Below are 17,871 nucleotides of genomic sequence, written 5' to 3' on the forward strand. Positions count from 1 at the left end.
AATGAATGACCAGACGAAAAGCAAGTTGACCTCTGCGCAGGCTCGTGAGGCCTACAATACCTGGTATTTGCATGAGCGGGCCGAGCAACCGGCTGCTGTCTTGCTGCCGATTAATATCCCTGACTATTTTCCACAGTATCCCGAATATATAAACTACATACCTCGGGCGCTACAGGAAGATAATCTTGAATTGACGGTCCCGGAATGGCCAGAGCCAGCCCAAACGAGCGAGATAGATACGCTCATGATTTACGTCAGACGCAAAGGGAGCGCCGATTGGGGAGACCCTACGGATATACATGATATTCCCGGGCCATTTGATTCTGATGACTTTCCCTATCCGACCACCGTGAGTGCTTCCGCTTTTGCAGAGGAAGGAACTTATGAGTTGAAGTACACTGTAACAATCGCTTCAGGGGACACTTCGGGATCTGTTGAAGCGGAATTCGTTATCGATAAGACCCCGCCCAATGACAATCAATCATCCGCCCGTCTGGAATTCAGAGATCAGGTCGCTAAAGACCGCGGGTTGACCAAGGCCTACCTGGACAGTGTCAGTAGCACAGGCGTGCCTCTGATCATCCCTCCGTACTCCGGCGCACGTAATCAGGACGCCATTGAGGTTTACGCTCTGTTGGAAGAAGACCTTGTTCCGTACAACGTATTTGATGATGAAATTCCCAATAATCGGATCATTTTTATTCCGGTTATATTTTTGATGGGAAAAGAAGATGGTTTACTGGCTTTCAAATTCAAACTGAAAGATATCGTGGGTAATATTGGCCCATTCTCGGACCCTCTCGAAACGCATTTGCTGCTGCGTCCCGATCCTGTCGGGCCGTTCAATCCCCTGAGAGTGCCCCTGGCCGAAGATGCCAAGACTTTGATTGATCTGGCCGATGTTCGAACGGGCGTCCGGGCGTTGGTGCCGCTCTATACGAACCCAGGACCGAATGATCGTATTTACCTGACATGGGGCACACAGACCGCTACTTTTCCCCACAAGGTCGGAATTAGCCCAACAAATCCAATCATCATTGATGTCAGCGATGCTGAACTGATCATACCGGATTATGGTGCCGCCACGGGTGAAAAACCAACGGCCGTGACTTATCAGATAAAACGAGGCTACGACGTATACGATGCTGACAGTGCGCTGAACATCAAAGTCGATTTATCCCAGGTCATCGACCCTAGTATTCTGCCAAGGGTGCTTGTCCGGGGCGGTGGCGCAGCGCCAGAAGATGACAAATTGTTGGAGACCGACAAGGGGCTGAATGCAACGGCGACGTTCACCGTGCCTCCGGGCCTGGTTGGTGTTGACTGGGCAAGGTTGTACTGGGGCGATCTACCCGATTATGTAGCTGAAGTAAGCCCCGTACCGGCTGTAGGCGCGGATGTCGAATTCGATGTGCCTTGGACTGATATCGAGCAAGTACCGGGTATTCTTATTGACGTATGGTATGAGGTCGGCGTAACCGGTGATAACAACCCTTCTCCATCTCCTGTTACGAAAGTGAATGTCGAGGAGGCGGTACCTATCAGGCTGTCCGAGCCGGAGTTTCTTGATGCTCGATTCGTCGGAACCGTCTGGTGGATCAATTGCTCGTCCTGGCTGGGACCAGACGCAAACTTGCGGTTGCATATACCACCGAATCCAAAGCTGTCGGCAGGTCAGCAGATGGACATTGTCGTGCAAGGATATTCCGAATTCCCACCTCTTAACGAAGTGGGAACGCCTTGGAGAAAGACGATTACTTCACTGAGCGAATCGCAAGTGGAGGATGGCTTTGTAGAGATGGTAGGCCCCAGGACCGCTCATTTTAGCGATTTACTGGGACGCAGGGGGGCGTTGAAGGTCGACTATTCGGTGGTGGTTGGCACCACGACCTTGTCAGGCACGCTTACGATACGTGCCGCGTCGAAGGATGCGGCAGGCCTGTGTCCAATAAACCCTTGATATTCACTAAGTCTGAAAAGTGAGAAAGCGGAAAGGAAAAACACAGATTTTTTCTTTCCGTTTATTTCTCCAAGCGATCGAGAAGTTCTGTTGATGTACGTTTATGGGATTTTTCCTGTTTGTATTTGGGAGTTTTCCTACATGTCGTGGGTGGTTATTTGAGTATCCTGCGGCCGCCTTGCACTTTGACTGCCGCTGAGTCTTGAAGAAGTGCACGTTCACTCTCACTTCAGGTCCATCACTATGTATTCCTCGAATTCCACACGAATGCTTCTGTCCGGTATAACACCGGTGTCTTGTTCCCTTGTTTTGTCGATGTTGGTAAGCACGTCGGTGCAGGCCGACCTGGTAGAGAATGGCGAAATCAGGGACATTGCCCCGGGTACCCCGAGTGATCGCTATAGCGTCATTACAGGTTCGACGCTCAATGTGAATGGTGCCGACATACTGGATGTTATTTCAAATAACTCCACCATTAATGTCCGCCCTGGTAGTACGACCCAGCAGATATGGGCAAGTAACGGTTCGCGAGTGGAGCTGGAGGGTGCCACGGTGACTGCCACGGGAACCGGCGGCATCGCTGGCGTGCGACTGGAAGCCAGTCAGGCAACGATCGGCAACAGTACCGTGACCAATGCCAATGGGATTGGCCTGCATTTGTTGCAAAGCCTCGGAGTGGGGTCATCGGCGACGGTATCCGGTAGCGTTATCAAAGGGTCGGACGGCGGTGCCTTTGCTTCGGCGTTAAGTACCCTGGATGTCCGCAACTCTCATATCGAAGGTACGGGTGCCGACAGCTATGGCGTCAGGTTGTTCAGCGCCGACGCGACATTTACCAACAGCACTATCATCGGTGGCCTGAATGGACTGGATCTGCGGGGCAATCGGCCACTTCCGCGTGAAGGCAATGTATTGCTCGATGGTACGACCGTTGAAGGAAAAACCGGTGCAGCCATCCGTGTCGTGCCTGCCGGCGCCGCCTCCACGGAGTTCAACATCGATCTGACCAATGGCGCGAATCTCATCGCAGGCAATGGCAATTTGCTTGAGGCCGTGGACGGTGTCACGGTGAACATGAACGTGAGCAATAGCGGCGGTGTGGTGCTGAAAGGCAATGTCGACGTCTCCGGAAACAGCACCGTCAATCTGGGTTTCGATCAGGGCCGCATGGAAGGTGACTTCATTGTCGAGTCCGGAAGCACCGGCACCCTGGGGCTCGCCAACGGTTCGTTGTTCAAAGGCAATCTGGTCAATGTTTCCGGCGTCACGATCAACAGCGGTTCCGAGTGGGAAATGGCTGGCGACAATACGGTTGGCGCCTTGGCCTTGAGTGGGGGGACGGTGGCCTTTGGCGGTGCCAGTGAGTTCTATCAGTTGAACGTGGGCACCCTGGCGGGCGACGGTACCTTCAAGATGGATGTCGACTGGGCGACCAATCAACACGATGTGCTCAATGTCACCGGTGTTGCCAACGGCAACCACGCGTTGCTGGTGCAAGGATCCGGCGTCGATCCGGTCTCTGCACAAGCGCTGACCCTGGTGAAAACGGCGGCGGGCGACGCTACCTTTGGCCTGGTCGGCGATCAGGTGGATGTCGGGACCTATTCCTATAAATTGGTTTCCGCCGCGAATGGTTCAGGGGGAACCGATTGGTACCTCGATCCTGAGACTGCGACGGTCAGCCCCGGCACCCGCACTGTCATGGCCCTGTTCAATACCGCTCCGACAGTCTGGCTGGGTGAGTTGACCAGCCTGCGCAGCCGCATGGGTGAGTTGCGTTTCAACGGAGGCAAGTCGGGCGCCTGGGGCCGTACTTATGGCAACAAATACAATGTGGATGCAGCTTCCGGTACTGGCTACAAGCAGACTCAGCAAGGCTTCTCCCTGGGTGCCGACGCGCCGCTGCCCGTGGGCGATGGACAATGGCTCATCGGTGCGATGGCGGGCCACAGCAACTCTGACCTGGATTTGAGCCGTGGCAGTTCAGGCACCGTGAAAAGCTACTATGTGGGGGCCTATACGACGTGGTTGGATGCGGACACGGGCTATTACTTCGACGGTGTGCTCAAGCTGAACCGTTTTCATAATGAGGCGAAAGTCTCGATGAGTGACAGCAGCCGTGCCAAAGGTTCCTACAACACCACGGGCCTGGGCGGCTCGGTGGAGTTCGGACGGCATATCAAGCTGGACAACAACTACTTCATCGAACCCTATACCCAGTTCTCCACGGTGGTGATCCAGGGCCAGGATTATGGTCTGAATAATGGTATGCAGGCCGAAGGCGATCGCACCCGTTCTTTCCTCGGCAAGGTCGGCATGACCGGCGGACGTAATTTTACGCTGGACGACGGTACGGTGCTGCAGCCCTATGTCCGGCTGGCAATGGCCCATGAGTTTGCCAAGAACAACGAGGTGCAAGTCAATAACAACGTATTCAATAACGACCTTTCGGGTTCCCGCGGTGAGCTCGGAGCGGGTATAGCTGCTCAGCTCAGCGAGCGTTTGCAACTGCATGCTGATTTCGACTATGCCAATGGCAAGAATATCGAAATGCCGTTCGGCGCGAATGTGGGGTTGCGCTATAGCTGGTAAACGCTGAGCCCGACTGGAAATACCAAAAGAACCCTGCCACCGTGCAGGGTTCTTTCGTTTGAAGCGGCTCATCTTACCGCCCGATGCCCAGGCCGGTGCCGATCGGGTTAAGGTCCCACAGCCCCCACGTAGCACCGTTGGACATGGTCAGCGCATACATATACACCGGTGGTAATGGAAACTTCACGCTGCTGGACCATGTGTAGGCGCCCCCCCAGGGCCAGCGTCCCCGGTAGGCGGCGCTGATCGCATTCAGCGTACCGAGATCCGGAATACTCACGCCACGTGAAGCGGCTACGCTGCGAATCGTCTGGTAATGCCCGCCACCGAGGTTATGACACAGCCAGACGCCTGTCACCGTAACGGTGTAACTTCTTGACTGGGCTGGCGTGGACGAATCGGTCACGGTGATGGTCGTGCTGCCATTGCGGCGAACGGTTACCAGCCCGGCCCCATCAACCACGGCGGCTGTCGGGTTGCTGGAACTGTACCGATAGGGTTGGGTGCCGCCAGTGGCGGCATGGCGGACCGACGTGCCGGCGCCGAAGTTGGGCAGCGCGGCGCTCCCGACGAGCATGTAGGCTGCTCCACTCAATGTGACGGGGCTCTGATTGAAGTTCAACGGTGGTGTAGGTGCGCGCACGCTAAAAGTTCGCGGCGGTGAAATGGGCACGTTGTCGCCGTATAACGCTTTGGCAGTCAGGCTGTAGTCCCCAGGGCTCACCGCCAGCTGTGCCAGCTGCCAGATACCCCCCGCATCTGCTGTGATTTCGGGGGCTGTCGTCGTGGTGCCAAGTATCTGCACGACTTGATAGGCACTGGCATTACCACTCAGGGACACTCGATTGTCGGTCGTGGTGGCACCGTTATTGAGTTCGCCGCGCGAGTCACGAACGCTGCTGATACTCGGATTGACAACGCCGGTCACTGTGAATGATCGCGGTGCGGACGGCGGAACGCCTACGCCATAAAGCGCCTCGACCACAATGCTGTAACGCTGAAGGGCCAGGGCGCTGAAGGTGGTGCTCCAGCCCCCGTTGTCATCAGTCGGCTCTTCTGGCGCCGGTGTTGAAACCCCCGTGATTTTTACGTTCTGCCTGGCGTTGGCCTGGCCCCTCACCGTGACTTGCCGGTTAACGGTGTAGCCTTCATGGACAATCTCACGCCAGACGTCCCTGATACTGGTGATGGTCGGGGCGTTGGCGGCTTCTACGGAAAAAGTACGTGGTGATGAAACGAAGCCGCTGCCGTCCAGGGCGTGGGCGGTGAGCCGGTAGGATTTTACGCTTAGCGGGGACATGACATGAGACCAGAAACCGTCGATGTCTACCGGCACGATCGCTCCCGCAGTACCGGCGTCATAGAGCTGGATACTGGAGTCGGGTGTTGCCGTGCCATTCAATGTCACACTGTTGTCGAGGGTGTTTTCTCCTTCACCCACTTCGCCCCAGGAGTCCCTGACGCTGGTGATCTCTGGGATGACCCAGTCATGATGAGTCTTGAAGGTGTAGCGGGTCAGGGGAAAGGCAAGCGCATAGATTTCTTCTGTTTCGGCGCTGAAGCCCACCTTGCATACCACGGTTAACGGTGTGTTGTGGCCGAGTCGTTCCAGCTCGGTTCGCAACGCCGTTTCGCTCAGGCCATTGACGACCTGGTTGTTGTTCAGTTCATGGCTGTCCAGCAATGAAATGGAATAGTTCGTTCCTGTCTCGGTACTGCCCTCGAGCCGGAACCAGATGCGCTGTTTGGCGGCGATGAACGGCCATTTTTCAAGGGTGACGTTGGCGTTTCCGTTAAACGTCGCCAGGTTCAACACCAACGTCGTGTCGTTTGCCTGGGTAATCCGTGGCTTGGGCAACTGGTGTTCCGGATCCTGGAAGGCCAATACTTTCAGCGCCAGGGTTTTGGAAGGAAAGACGAAGCCCTTGTGCGTCACTTCATAACCGAGCATTACATTACGGTTGATATTGGCTCCGACCACCGAGGCCGGGACGTTGAACTGGACGCTGCCGGTGGTACTGCCGGGCATTTCTAGATCATCGGATGTACCCGCACCGGGGCTGCCCAGCCAATTCAAATGAACCTTGTGTGGCTCCTCCATGCTTGCGTATCGCACTTCTACCGTGGCGCCGCCGAGTGCATTCATCGGATCGAGCTCATCCGGGGGCGAGGCTTCGATCACCGCCGGTACGGGCAGTTCGCCCAGCAGGTCGCCGATGACCAGCTCAAGCAAGCCTGAATAGCGATACCGGCCGGTGAGTTTTTCAAGGACGACATAACGAATCCGGACGATGTCGCTGATGTTTGGTTCGATGTACTTGCGCAGGATAGTAAAGTCCAGTGGCTTGCCGGCGCTGACCTGGGATATCGGTACCCAATCGCTGGTGCTGCCACCTCCAGGGTTGCCATGCCAGTAGTAGGTGAGAATGTCGCCTTTGGCGGTGCCGAGGTAGCCGATACGCAGGGTTACGCTGCCGGTATGAATGTCCGGGTCCAGTTTATTATCAGGTGCTTCAACGACCACCGGCGCGGGGATTTCGGCTCGGATGACCTGGACCAGGGCGTCGAGGAAGTCGGACTCCCTGACGTCATACACGACGGCGTTGTCGTTGGAGACCCAGTAGCTTAGTCTCAGGCTGCCTCCCCTCAGGACCTCGATGTGTTCACCGGGGACAAACATCACAATATCCGTGTCGACTTCATTGTTGCTGACAATGTGTTCGTCTTCATGCAGGTAGGGGCCTGCGTTGTTGGCCTTTTCACCCAGCCAGACCAGTTTGAGATGGTCGCCACCCTTCATGCCCGGGTAAGCATGGATGATCACTGTGGCGAAGGGCCGGTCCGGTTCGAGTATGTCTCCAATCAGTTCGATAAGCGTCGGTGCAGGCAGGGCGGATATCTGCCCCTCGACACTTGCAAAGGCATGTCTGGATGACAGGGGAGGATCAGCGTTGGCTTTTTCCAGGATATAGAATGCGTCGCCAGACCCACCCGCCAGGGCGCGGATTTCAGCGTTGGGAATCTCGAATTCATAGACGGCGGGCAAGTTGTCGATGACTTTGGATTGACGGTTTTCCAAAGGCAGGCCGATCACTGGAGTGCCGATCCAGGTCATATGCAACGTGTCGTTCAGGGCAAAGTTCGGTGCCAGCGCGATAATCTGGATCGTTACGGGCTGTTTGCCCAGCGTCGGCAAATCGATAACACCGTTGGAAGCTTCCTTGATGATGGGTTCGGGTAGTCGCGCGGCTCCGGCATCTACTGACACATAAGTGCGCAAGGAATATTTTTCGGCATAATTCCAAACCAGATCGAACACCATGTAGTGCACCAGGAGTCGGGCACTGTCTCCGCCGGCCAGGATGGTTTGCTGGTCGATCCTGATGAATATCGAATCGGTAGTCGCCGCCTCTTGCGGGGTTATCTCGCGGTATATAAAAGCACTACCCCAGGCCAACTGAATGGTGTCGTGGGCCGCACGACCGGGATAATGCATGATCTCAAGGTCGAAACCGTCCTTGGCGGAGCCGGCGTCCACCCCGTTATCGATCACATCCTGAGGGGGCAGTGGAGCCTTCAGTTCCGAATGACCGGGGTTGTGAGGTTCTCTATCCTTGCCGCCCGGTCGATCCAGCTTGATACGCAAACGCCAGGGTGTCGACCCGTCGCTGGGCGCGGTTTCGCCTACTCGGGTCAACTGGAAGTGGAAGTTCTCGCCCCAGATGGGGGCGATCTTTTCGTGTGGCAGTGACAAAAACAGGCGTTTGTTAAGCCCTCCGATCGGAACAGTCTTCTGGGCGATTATTTCGTCGTTCAGGTAGACATCGACATGGTCGCCCTCCTTCTGATGGTTCCAGGGATCGATGACGCAGAGTGCGTCCTTGGGAGGATCTGGGATTGCGAGGTCGAAGACAATGCTGCGGTTGATTCCGAAATCAGCATCGATTACCGGGCTGGTCCAACCTGCAATGAACAGCCCCCTGAGTTCCAGCGGTGCTTGGGAAGGGGTGAGGGGAGGAAGCAGCCAGGGCATGAACCGGGTCATGAGGAACGTCCAGTGATAGGAGGGCTGAACCGTAATCTGCTAGTCGAGTGAAGATTTGCCAACTGTCAGGATTGACAGGTGGAGTTGCCGTTGGTCGGTTATGACCTTGTTTGCATACGTCCGGTCATCGGCCACGTTCCCCGCGCCTACTGTCAACTCTGACAGTAGGCACACCACCCTTTCCGGCATTGAATAACCCAGACCTCATCCGACTGGGACCCCGCCATGGACACCGCAGACAACACCCCCCTGGTTTATGACCCGCTGGAGATTCCCGACGGCAACCCGGCGCATCCGCCGGCTCCAGCCGACAGCGTCGGCATCAACATTGCCGCTGCCAGGCAGGTCTTTCCCCACGACGGGTTACTGTTGGTCCTACCGCCCTGGGCAAACATGGGGCAGGGGGATGCTTTCAGGATCAAGTTGGACAATCTCCCCATGGTGACGGGCTCTATCGAAGAAGAGACTGAGGTGGACCAGCCGGTTAAGCGGCATATCCCGGGGGACAGGCTGATCGATGGGGACTTCAACCTGAACTACGACGTGAGGATCCTGGGGGAGCCCGACTACAGGCCTTCAGCGGTGACGAAGATCCACGTCAAGATCGACTTTGCCCCGCCCGGTGGTCCGGATCTGGACGGAGCAACGCCCGGTCACTCCGAGCTGAAACTGACGACCCCGTTCCTGCCACCCGACGCGGTGGACCAGGACGCCGCCCGGCAGGGTGTCCCGGTGACCATCGAGCCTTATCCGATCATGGCCGAAGGGGACCGGATCAAGCTGTCCTGGGGCGGCGAAATCATCTGGGCCACTGTCGAGCCACAGCATCTGCCACCGCAGAATGTGCCCCTGGTGATCACCGTCGATGAAGCCACCATTCTCAAGGCCGGGGACACCGATACCAACGGACTGGCGGTGGTGTTTGAGGTCTATGACGTGGTGGACAACAAGTCCGCAGACTGGAGTGCCGAAGTGCGGGTGATCGTGGACACCGGCAACTCGCGCTTGATGGCGCCGCTGATCAAGGAGACGGTCAATCTGGTGCTGGACATGGACCAGCTCGGTGAGGCAGACCTGACCTTTCAAGTGGTCGCGATGGATGCCAACTTCAAGGCGGGCGATGAGGTCGAGATCCATTTGACGGGCACAACGGCAGAGGGGGAAAAGATCGACGAAGTCATCTTTGCGCCTGAAAAAATTCTCAGTGTTCCGAGTATCCTCGAGTTCAAACGCCCCAGCGCCGAGGTACGCCAGCTGGCCGGCGGTCTCCATGCGGCTTTTTTCTATCGGCTGATCAAGGCGGATGGAAGCGATGACCTGACCTCCAAAGTATTCTCCCCGCGGATCGTCGGCCGGGCCAATCCCCTGGCGGCGCCGATCCCCCTGGACGAGATCGCCGGCACCCTCGACCCCCAACTGCCCGGTACCACCATCGAGATCCCGCTGGACCCGGCCATGGAAGAGGGCAATGCCATTGCGTTGATCTGGAACGGTATTACCGAGAGCGGCAGCGCTTACACGCCTGACTTGCCCCTGCATCCGCTCAGCAAGAACGAAGCGGAGGGCAGCGTACCGATTGAAATCGTCGTGGCTGGCGAGCACCTCACCGCCATTGAAGGCGGGACGCTGGATCTGTACTACAAGCTGCTGCGCGATGCGGTGAGCCGGGAAGTCATCGAAGAGGAATCGTTGCACGCCGACTTGCTGACTATCGGCATGCCCCAGGCCGAATTGCCACCACCGGTGGTCGAGGGCGAGAGCGACGGGGTTCTGGACCCGGCGGACAAACCGAACGGCACGCGCCTGATCGTTCGCCAATACAGCGGGCAGGAGGCCGGCGACCAAGTGCATATCTTGTGGTGGGGGTCGATAACCGGCCGGTATCGGGATTCGCTTCCGGTCACTGAAGTGACCGCGAACCAGGACATCCCGTTCACCATCAGTGCCGCGTTGATCGAGGGCAACCGTAATGGCACGGTGCGGGCGATGTATTGGGTGAAGCGGGCTGGGGGTGGGACCAGTCCGTCAGAAACGCTGCTGATGAGCATTGGTGCGGGGATGGATTTGACTGCGCCCAGCGTCAAGCAAGCCACAGGCAGCTCACCGACCCAGCAACTGAACCCGGTGACGGCCAAGGATGCCCTGACCGTGGTGATTCCGGACTATGGCGTCCAGCCGGGCGATCAGGTCAGTGTGACGTGGACCGGCACTGCAGGTGCGGGCTCTTACACCAAGCCGGCCGGCGATTTGCCTTCCAATCGAGAGATTGATCTTCCGGTTAGCGTGATCGCCTATAACCTGGGCCGCTCGGTCACAGTCAGCTACACCGTGACCCGTAGTGGCAGCAACGAATCGCCAGCATCAGTCCCGCTAACTCTGGCGGTACAGACTATTGCCGAGAATGATCTGTCGGGTTCCAAACCGAAGATCCTGCAAGCCGGCAACAATGGCGAAGGGCCGGAACTGGATGTGGCGTCCTTAACAGGCCACGCCACCGTGCGCATCGATAGTTGGCCGCTGATTGCCGTGAATCAGTACGTATGGTTGCGCGTGAAGGGCAAAAACAACGATGACACGGATTATGAACTCACACTTTGGAGCAGCGTCCTTGGCAGCCGAGTTTCGCCAGGTTGGGTCTCAGATGGCTTCGCGACCAACACCGTGCCACTCAATGATCTGCGAGAACTGAAGGACGGCAGCACGCTCACCGTGGAGTTCAAGGCCTCCTTTAACCAGAGCATCGACGAAAACCAGGCCACTACGTTTCCGTTGCGCGTTTATACAGTCCAAACCATTGAACTGATCGTCCCGACGATTGACTCAGCCAAGGATCCGCATCAAACCCCAATCGTCAATGGCGGGTATACCGTCGAGACCAGCGTCACCCTGAGCGGCAAGGCGGCGAACGGCCAGAAGGTGGAGGTTTACGATGGCGGCAATTTGAAAGGCACACCCAGCGCCGACGGCAATGGCGACTGGACCTTGCCGGTAAGCGGCCTCTCGGTGAACCCACACATCTTCACCGCCAAGGCGCTCTATGGCGATAATCCAGTATCCGGAGTCTGGGGGATTAATGTGGTTGCCGTTGCGCAGCCGACGATCACGGCGGTCAAGGATCCCAACGATGCCGACATCGCTAACGGCGGTTATACCCTCGCCACCAGCGTGACCTTGCACGGCAGGGCCTCCTTGGGCATGCACGTACAGATCTTCGAAGGCGCCGACTCGAAGGGCACCGCAAACGTCGATGGCAATGGTAATTGGAGCCTGCCGTTGAGTGGGCTGGCCGAGGGCCCCAACATCTTCAGTGCCAAGGCGCTGTACAGTAATAATCCAGAGTCTGAACGTTGGGGGATCAATGTAGCCAAGCAGTTGGTGATCGATACCGGCCCCGTGTACCTCAGCGGGTTTTTCCTGTACATCGGACAACCGCGAAACGGTACCCCCATGCCAGCTGGCACAACATTCAATCGGACCCCTCTAGCGGGGAATCCTGGATACGCTTACTACACGTCGAACGGTAATGTGGCCCGCGTGGATGGCTACGGTACGGTCGAAGGGTGGGCCAATGGACAGGCAACGATCACCGTCGCCGATGCTTCCGGGCAGACAGCGTCCTATGTGGTGATCCGGTCGAACGCCTGGCAGATGGCAATGATCGGGACCATCACAGGGGGAGAAGCGGCCAACTGGGCAAACTCCCAAGGGGCGGCGAATTCATTTGCCCAGCCCCCACGTCCGGACGGTGGCACCATGCAAGCCATTCGAACGTACTACGTCGTGCCCACAGGATTTAACTACAGGCACTGGACCGGAGCATTCGAGAATGGCAATCCCCTGTGGCCACTTTGGGCGAACCCCTACACGGGAGAGATTGGAACGCAGGCGATTCAGGATTATCTAGGCGCCTACTGTCGGATACCCTATAACGCGGGCCAGGTGCTGGCGAGTATTCCAGACTCACAACCAGACAATGGACAACGTTGATCCTGTAGGAGCGGGCCTGACCTTTCGCGAGCAAGCCCGCTCTCACGGATTCAGCGTTGTTGGTCTGACCTGCGCACGAGTTTCATCACCCCCACGAAAAACACCGGCACAAACACCACCGCCAACGTCGCGCTGATCATCCCGCCAATCACCCCGGTCCCGATGGCCTGCTGGCTCGCCGAACTGGCCCCGGTGGCGATTGCCAGGGGCACCACGCCGAGGATGAACGCCAGGGAGGTCATGATGATCGGCCGCAGGCGCAAGCGTGCTGCCTGAAGGGTGGCGTCGATCAGGTCGTGGCCTTCGTCGTACAGGCTCTTGGCGAACTCGATGATCAGGATCGCGTTCTTCGCTGACAGACCGATGATGGTCACCAGCCCGACCTTGAAGAACACGTCGTTAGGCATGCCGCGCAACGATACCGCCAGCACCGCGCCGAGTACCCCCAGCGGTACCACCAACAGCACCGAGGCTGGAATCGACCAGCTCTCATAGAGGGCCGCCAGGCACAGGAACACCACCAGCAACGATAGACCCAACAGGATTGGCGCCTGGCTGCCGGACAGACGTTCCTGCAACGACAGACCGGTCCATTCCTGGCCCAGGCCCGCCGGGCCCTGGGCCACCAGCCGTTCGATCTCCGCCATGGCCTGGCCGGTGCTGTAGCCCGGTGCCGGTTCGCCGGAAATGCTGATGGCCGGGTAGCCGTTGTAGCGGGTCAGTTGCGTCGGGCCCTGGGTCCACTTGGCCTGGACGAAGGCCGATAACGGCACCATTTTCCCGGCATCGTTGCGCACGTGGATCTTCAGCAGATCGGCCACCTGGCTGCGCTGGTCACCCTCGGCCTGGACCACCACCCGCTGCATGCGCCCTTGATTGGGGAAGTCGTTGACGTAACTCGAGCCCACGGCGGTCGCCAGCACATTGCCGACGTCGGCGAAAGACACCCCCAGGGCATTGGCCTGCTTGCGGTCGACTTCCAGTTGCACTTGCGGTGCTTCGGCCAGGGCGCTTTCGCGCACATTGATCAGCACCGGGCTTTTTTCGGCGGCGGCGAGCAATTCGTCGCGAGCCTGCATCAGCGTGGCATGGCCGAGGCCGCCGCGATCCTGCAGGCGGAACTCGAAGCCGCTGGACGTCCCCAGGCCGTCCACCGGTGGCGGCAACACGGCGAAGGCCATGGCGTCCTTGATCCCGCCGAAGGCCTGGTTGGCGCGCTCGGCAATGGCGCCGGCCGAGTCGTCGTTGCCACGCTCCGACCAGTCCTTGAGGGTGGTGAACGCCAGCGCCGCGTTCTGCCCACTGCCGGAGAAACTGAAACCCAGGATCACCGTGCTGTCGCCCACACCCGGCTCGCCGGCGTTATGGGCTTCGATCTGTTCGACCACCTGCACCGTGCGGTTCTTGCTCGCGCCGGGGGGTAGTTGGATGTCGGTGATGGTGTAGCCCTGGTCTTCCACCGGCAGGAACGAGGAGGGCAGGCGGCTGAACAACAGGCCCATGCCCACCAGCAGCAAACCGTAGATCACCAGGTAGCGACCGGTGCGCTTGAGGGCATAGGCGACCCAGCCTTGATAGCGCTCGCCCAGTCGATCGAAGCGGCGATTGAACCAGCCGAAGAAGCCGCCCTTGGCGTGATGCTCGCCCTGGCCGATGGGCTTGAGCAGGGTGGCGCACAGCGCGGGCGTCAGGCTCAGGGCCAGGAACGCCGAGAACAGGATCGACGTGGCCATGGACAGCGAGAACTGGCGATAGATCACACCCACCGAGCCCGGCATGAACGCCATCGGAATGAACACCGCCACCAGCACCAGGGTGATGCCGATGATGGCCCCGGTGATCTGCTGCATGGCCTTGCGCGTGGCGTCCTTGGGTGACAGCCCTTCGCTGGCCATGATCCGCTCCACGTTCTCCACCACGACGATGGCGTCGTCCACCAGAATGCCGATGGCCAATACCATGCCGAACATGGTCAGCACGTTGATGGAGAAGCCCAGGGCCAGCATGATGGCGAACGTGCCCATCAGCGCCACCGGCACCACCAGGGTCGGGATCAGGGTGTAGCGAATGTTCTGCAGGAACAGGAACATCACGGCGAACACCAGCAGCATGGCCTCGCCGAGGGTGTAGATCACCTTGGTGATGGAGACCTTGACGAACGGCGAGGTGTCGTAGGGGATCTTGTACTCCACGCCGGCCGGGAAGTAGCGCGCCAGTTCATCCATTTTCGCCCGCACCAGGGTCGCCGTGTTCAGGGCATTGGCCCCCGGCGACAGTTGCACGCCGACCGCCGTGGAGGGCTTGCCGTTGAGGCGGGTGGAAAACTGATATTCCTGGCTGCCGACTTCCACCCGTGCCACGTCGCCGATGCGCACGGTGGAGCCGTCGGGGTTGGCCTTGAGCACGATGTCGGCGAATTCTTCCGGCGTCGACAACTGGCCCTTGACCAGGATGGTCGCGGTGATTTCCTGGGTGCCGCGGCTCGGCAAATCGCCAATGCTACCCGCTGAAACCTGGGCGTTCTGCGCCTGGACGGCAGCGTTCACATCGGCCGGGGTCAGGTTGAAGCTGAGCAGCTTCTGTGGGTCGATCCAGATCCGCATCGCCCGTTCGGCGCCGTACAACTGCGCCTTGCCGACACCGTCCAGGCGCTTGATTTCGTTCATCACGTTGCGCGCCAGATAGTCGCTGAGGGCGACGTCGTCGAGCTTGCCGTCACTGGACGTGAGGGTGATCAGCAGCAGGAAACCGGCCGAGACCTTATCCACCTGCAAGCCTTGCTGGGTGACCGCCTGGGGCAGGCGCGACTCCACCGCCTTGAGGCGGTTCTGCACGTCGACCTGAGCCAGTTCCGGGTTGGTGCCGGGCTTGAATGTCGCGGTGATGGTGGCGCTGCCCAGGCTGCTCTGGGAACCGAAGTACAGCAGGTTGTCGGCACCGTTGAGTTCTTCCTCGATCAGGCTGACGACACTCTGGTCCACGGTTTGCGCCGAGGCGCCGGGGTACACCGCGTAGATCTCGATTTGCGGCGGCGCGACGTCCGGGTACTGGGCCACCGGCAATTGCGGGATCGCCAGCACACCGGCCAGCAGGATGAACAACGCGACCACCCAGGCGAACACCGGACGGTCGATAAAGAACTGCGGCATGAGAAACGTCCTGCTTACTGACCAGAGGCAAGTGGAAGAGGGGAGTTGTCGATCTGGACTTTTTCACCAGGGCGGGCATGTTGCAGGCCTTCGACAACGATGCGGTCGCCTGGCTTAAGGCCGTGGGTAACGATCCAGCGGTTGTCCTGCACACCGCCCAGCTCCACCGGTTGCAGGCTGACTTGCAGCTCGGCGTCCACCAGCAGCACCTGGGCTGTGCCTGCGCTGTCACGCTGGATGGCCCGTTGCGGCACGCTGATGCCCTGACGGTCGACGGCCTGCTCCAGGCGCACCCGCACGAAGCTGCCGGGCAGCAGATCGAGATCGGGGTTGGGGAACTCACTGCGCAGGGTAATCTGGCCGGTGCCCGGGTCGACGCTGATGTCGGTGAACAACAGCTTGCCCGGCAACGGATAGAGGCTGCCGTCGTCCTGGATCAACGTGGCCTTGGCCTGGTCCTGGCCAACCTGCTGCAGCTGGCCGGCACGCAAGGCCCGACGCAACTCGTTGAGTTCGCGGGTCGATTGGGTGAGGTCGGCGTGGATTGGGTTGAGTTGCTGGATCAGCGCCAGCGGCGTGGTTTCGTTCTGTCCCACCAGCGCGCCCTCGGTGACCAGCGCCCGACCGATGCGTCCGGCAATCGGCGCGGTGACCGTGGCATAGCCCAGATTCAACCGGGCCCGCTCGACGGCGGCCTTGTTGGCGGCGACATCGGCGGCGGTCTGGCGGGCGGCGGCGCGGGCGTTATCATAGTCCTGGGCGCTGATGGCGTTGTCCTCGATCAGCCGGGCGTAGCGCTGCTCCTGCAAGCGCGCCTGGAACGCGTTGGCCTCGGCCTTGCGCAACGCTGCCTCGGCGCTGTCCAGGTCGGCCTTGAACGGCGCCGGATCGATGCGGAACAGCACGTCGCCCTTTTTCACATCACTGCCTTCGCGGTAGACCCGCTGCAACACCACGCCGGGCACCCGTGCGCGGACTTCGGCGATGCGCGGCGCGGCGATACGCCCGCTCAACTCGCTGCTGATGGACAGCGGCCGGGCTTCGACGGTTTCGACGGCAACGGTGGGGCGCGGCGCTTCGTCCGTGGGCGCCGAGGCGTTATCGCAGGCGCTCAACGACAGGACCCCGAGCAACAGGCCCAGGGTGGCGAAAGAGTTCTTTGGCATGGTGCTTCCCCGATGATGAACACCCCCATGCTACGGAGAGTGATGGGGGACAGCGGTAAAGCTTTGTAGGGGGTGTGTGAAATTGTGTAAGGGGTTTGCTCGCGGGTGGGTGAGGGCGTATATCCTTGGCAGCTTGAGATTTTCTGTGCCTGGCAGGGCCTCATCGCGAGCAGGCTCGCTCCTACAAAGTTCACGCAAACCCTGTGGGAGCGAGCCTGCTCGCGATAGCGGTGTGTCAGGCGCCACAGCACTTTCTGGAAACCCCCATGCCCAACATCCTCCTGGTGGAAGACGACACCGCCCTCAGCGAACTGATCGCCAGTTACCTGGAACGCAACGGTTATCAGGTCAGCGTGCTCAGCCGGGGCGATCATGTGCGCGAACGGGCGCGGGTCGATCCGCCGGACCTGGTGATCCTCGACCTGATGCTGCCGGGGCTGGACGGCTTGCAGGTGTGCCGCTTGCTGCGGGCCGATTCGGCGACGTTACCGATCCTGATGCTCACCGCCCGGGACGACAGTCACGACCAGGTGCTGGGCCTGGAGATGGGCGCCGACGACTACGTCACCAAACCGTGCGAGCCACGGGTGCTGCTGGCCCGTGTGCGGACCTTGCTGCGGCGCAGTAGCCTCAGCGAGCCACAGACGGCCAACGACCGCATTCTCATGGGCAACCTGTGCATCGACTTGTCCGAGCGCACCGTGACCTGGCGCGGGCAGGCGGTGGAGTTGTCCAGTGGCGAGTACAACCTGCTGGTGGTGTTGGCCCGTCATTCCGGTGAAGTATTGAGTCGCGACCAGATCCTGCAACGCTTGCGCGGCATCGAATTCAACGGCACCGACCGCTCGGTGGACGTGGCGATTTCCAAGCTGCGACGCAAGTTCGACGACAACGCCGGCGAAGCGCGCAAGATCAAGACGGTGTGGGGCAAGGGGTATCTGTTCAGTCGCTCCGAGTGGGAGTGCTGAGTCG

7 protein-coding genes are annotated in these 17,871 nt (G+C 59.4%); 4 read left to right on the forward strand and 3 right to left on the reverse strand.

The window, feature by feature from the left end:
* The first annotated feature begins 1 nt into the window (after position 1).
* Together N005_RS08985 and N005_RS08990 are read left to right on the forward strand one after the other, a co-directional pair.
* Complete coding sequence (locus N005_RS08985) at positions 2-1,960, forward strand: hypothetical protein (RefSeq protein WP_047700857.1); 1,959 nt, start codon at positions 2-4, stop codon at positions 1,958-1,960.
* A 267-nt stretch (positions 1,961-2,227) separates the two neighbouring features.
* The gene (locus tag N005_RS08990) at positions 2,228-4,552 is read left to right on the forward strand and encodes an autotransporter outer membrane beta-barrel domain-containing protein (protein ID WP_047700858.1); all 2,325 of its coding nucleotides are present in this window, start codon (positions 2,228-2,230) and stop codon (positions 4,550-4,552) included.
* Positions 4,553-4,625: 73 nt separating this feature from the next.
* On the opposite strand, the gene N005_RS27760 is transcribed toward N005_RS08990, so the two are convergent.
* A complete protein-coding gene (locus N005_RS27760; protein WP_052126367.1) occupies positions 4,626-8,597 on the reverse strand; it encodes an Ig-like domain-containing protein in 3,972 nt (1,323 codons plus the stop codon).
* A gap of 225 nt (positions 8,598-8,822) precedes the next feature.
* Here N005_RS27760 and N005_RS09000 point away from each other — a divergent pair, with 225 nt between their 5' ends.
* Positions 8,823-12,584, forward strand: coding sequence for an Ig-like domain-containing protein (locus N005_RS09000; RefSeq protein WP_047700859.1), 3,762 nt, complete (start codon positions 8,823-8,825; stop codon positions 12,582-12,584).
* 50 nt (positions 12,585-12,634) lie between these two features.
* Here N005_RS09000 and N005_RS09005 read toward each other — a convergent pair whose 3' ends face one another.
* Together N005_RS09005 and N005_RS09010 are read right to left on the reverse strand one after the other, a co-directional pair.
* Complete coding sequence (locus N005_RS09005) at positions 12,635-15,733, reverse strand: efflux RND transporter permease subunit (RefSeq protein WP_047700860.1); 3,099 nt, start codon at positions 15,731-15,733, stop codon at positions 12,635-12,637.
* Positions 15,734-15,747: 14 nt separating this feature from the next.
* The gene (locus N005_RS09010; RefSeq protein WP_047700861.1) at positions 15,748-16,899 is read right to left on the reverse strand and encodes an efflux RND transporter periplasmic adaptor subunit; all 1,152 of its coding nucleotides are present in this window, start codon (positions 16,897-16,899) and stop codon (positions 15,748-15,750) included.
* Positions 16,900-17,165: 266 nt separating this feature from the next.
* Here N005_RS09010 and N005_RS09015 point away from each other — a divergent pair, with 266 nt between their 5' ends.
* Positions 17,166-17,867 carry a response regulator gene (locus N005_RS09015; protein ID WP_024777367.1) on the forward strand — a complete coding sequence of 234 codons (702 nt, stop codon included), beginning with the start codon at positions 17,166-17,168 and terminating at the stop codon, positions 17,865-17,867.
* Positions 17,868-17,871: the final 4 nt, after the last annotated feature.

The sequence above is a fragment of the Pseudomonas mediterranea CFBP 5447 genome (assembly GCF_000774145.1).
In the GTDB taxonomy this organism is placed as follows: Bacteria; Pseudomonadota; Gammaproteobacteria; order Pseudomonadales; family Pseudomonadaceae; genus Aquipseudomonas; species Aquipseudomonas mediterranea.

Excerpts from the sequence above, each read along its gene's own strand:
- N005_RS08985 (WP_047700857.1), top strand. The coding sequence starts at position 2 with ATGAATGACCAGACGAAAAGCAAGTTGACCTCTGCGCAGGCTCGTGAG.
- N005_RS08990 (WP_047700858.1), top strand. The coding sequence starts at position 2,228 with ATGCTTCTGTCCGGTATAACACCGGTGTCTTGTTCCCTTGTTTTGTCG.
- N005_RS27760 (WP_052126367.1), bottom strand. The coding sequence starts at position 8,597 with ATGACCCGGTTCATGCCCTGGCTGCTTCCTCCCCTCACCCCTTCCCAA.
- N005_RS09000 (WP_047700859.1), top strand. The coding sequence starts at position 8,823 with ATGGACACCGCAGACAACACCCCCCTGGTTTATGACCCGCTGGAGATT.
- N005_RS09005 (WP_047700860.1), bottom strand. The coding sequence starts at position 15,733 with ATGCCGCAGTTCTTTATCGACCGTCCGGTGTTCGCCTGGGTGGTCGCG.
- N005_RS09010 (WP_047700861.1), bottom strand. The coding sequence starts at position 16,899 with ATGCCAAAGAACTCTTTCGCCACCCTGGGCCTGTTGCTCGGGGTCCTG.
- N005_RS09015 (WP_024777367.1), top strand. The coding sequence starts at position 17,166 with ATGCCCAACATCCTCCTGGTGGAAGACGACACCGCCCTCAGCGAACTG.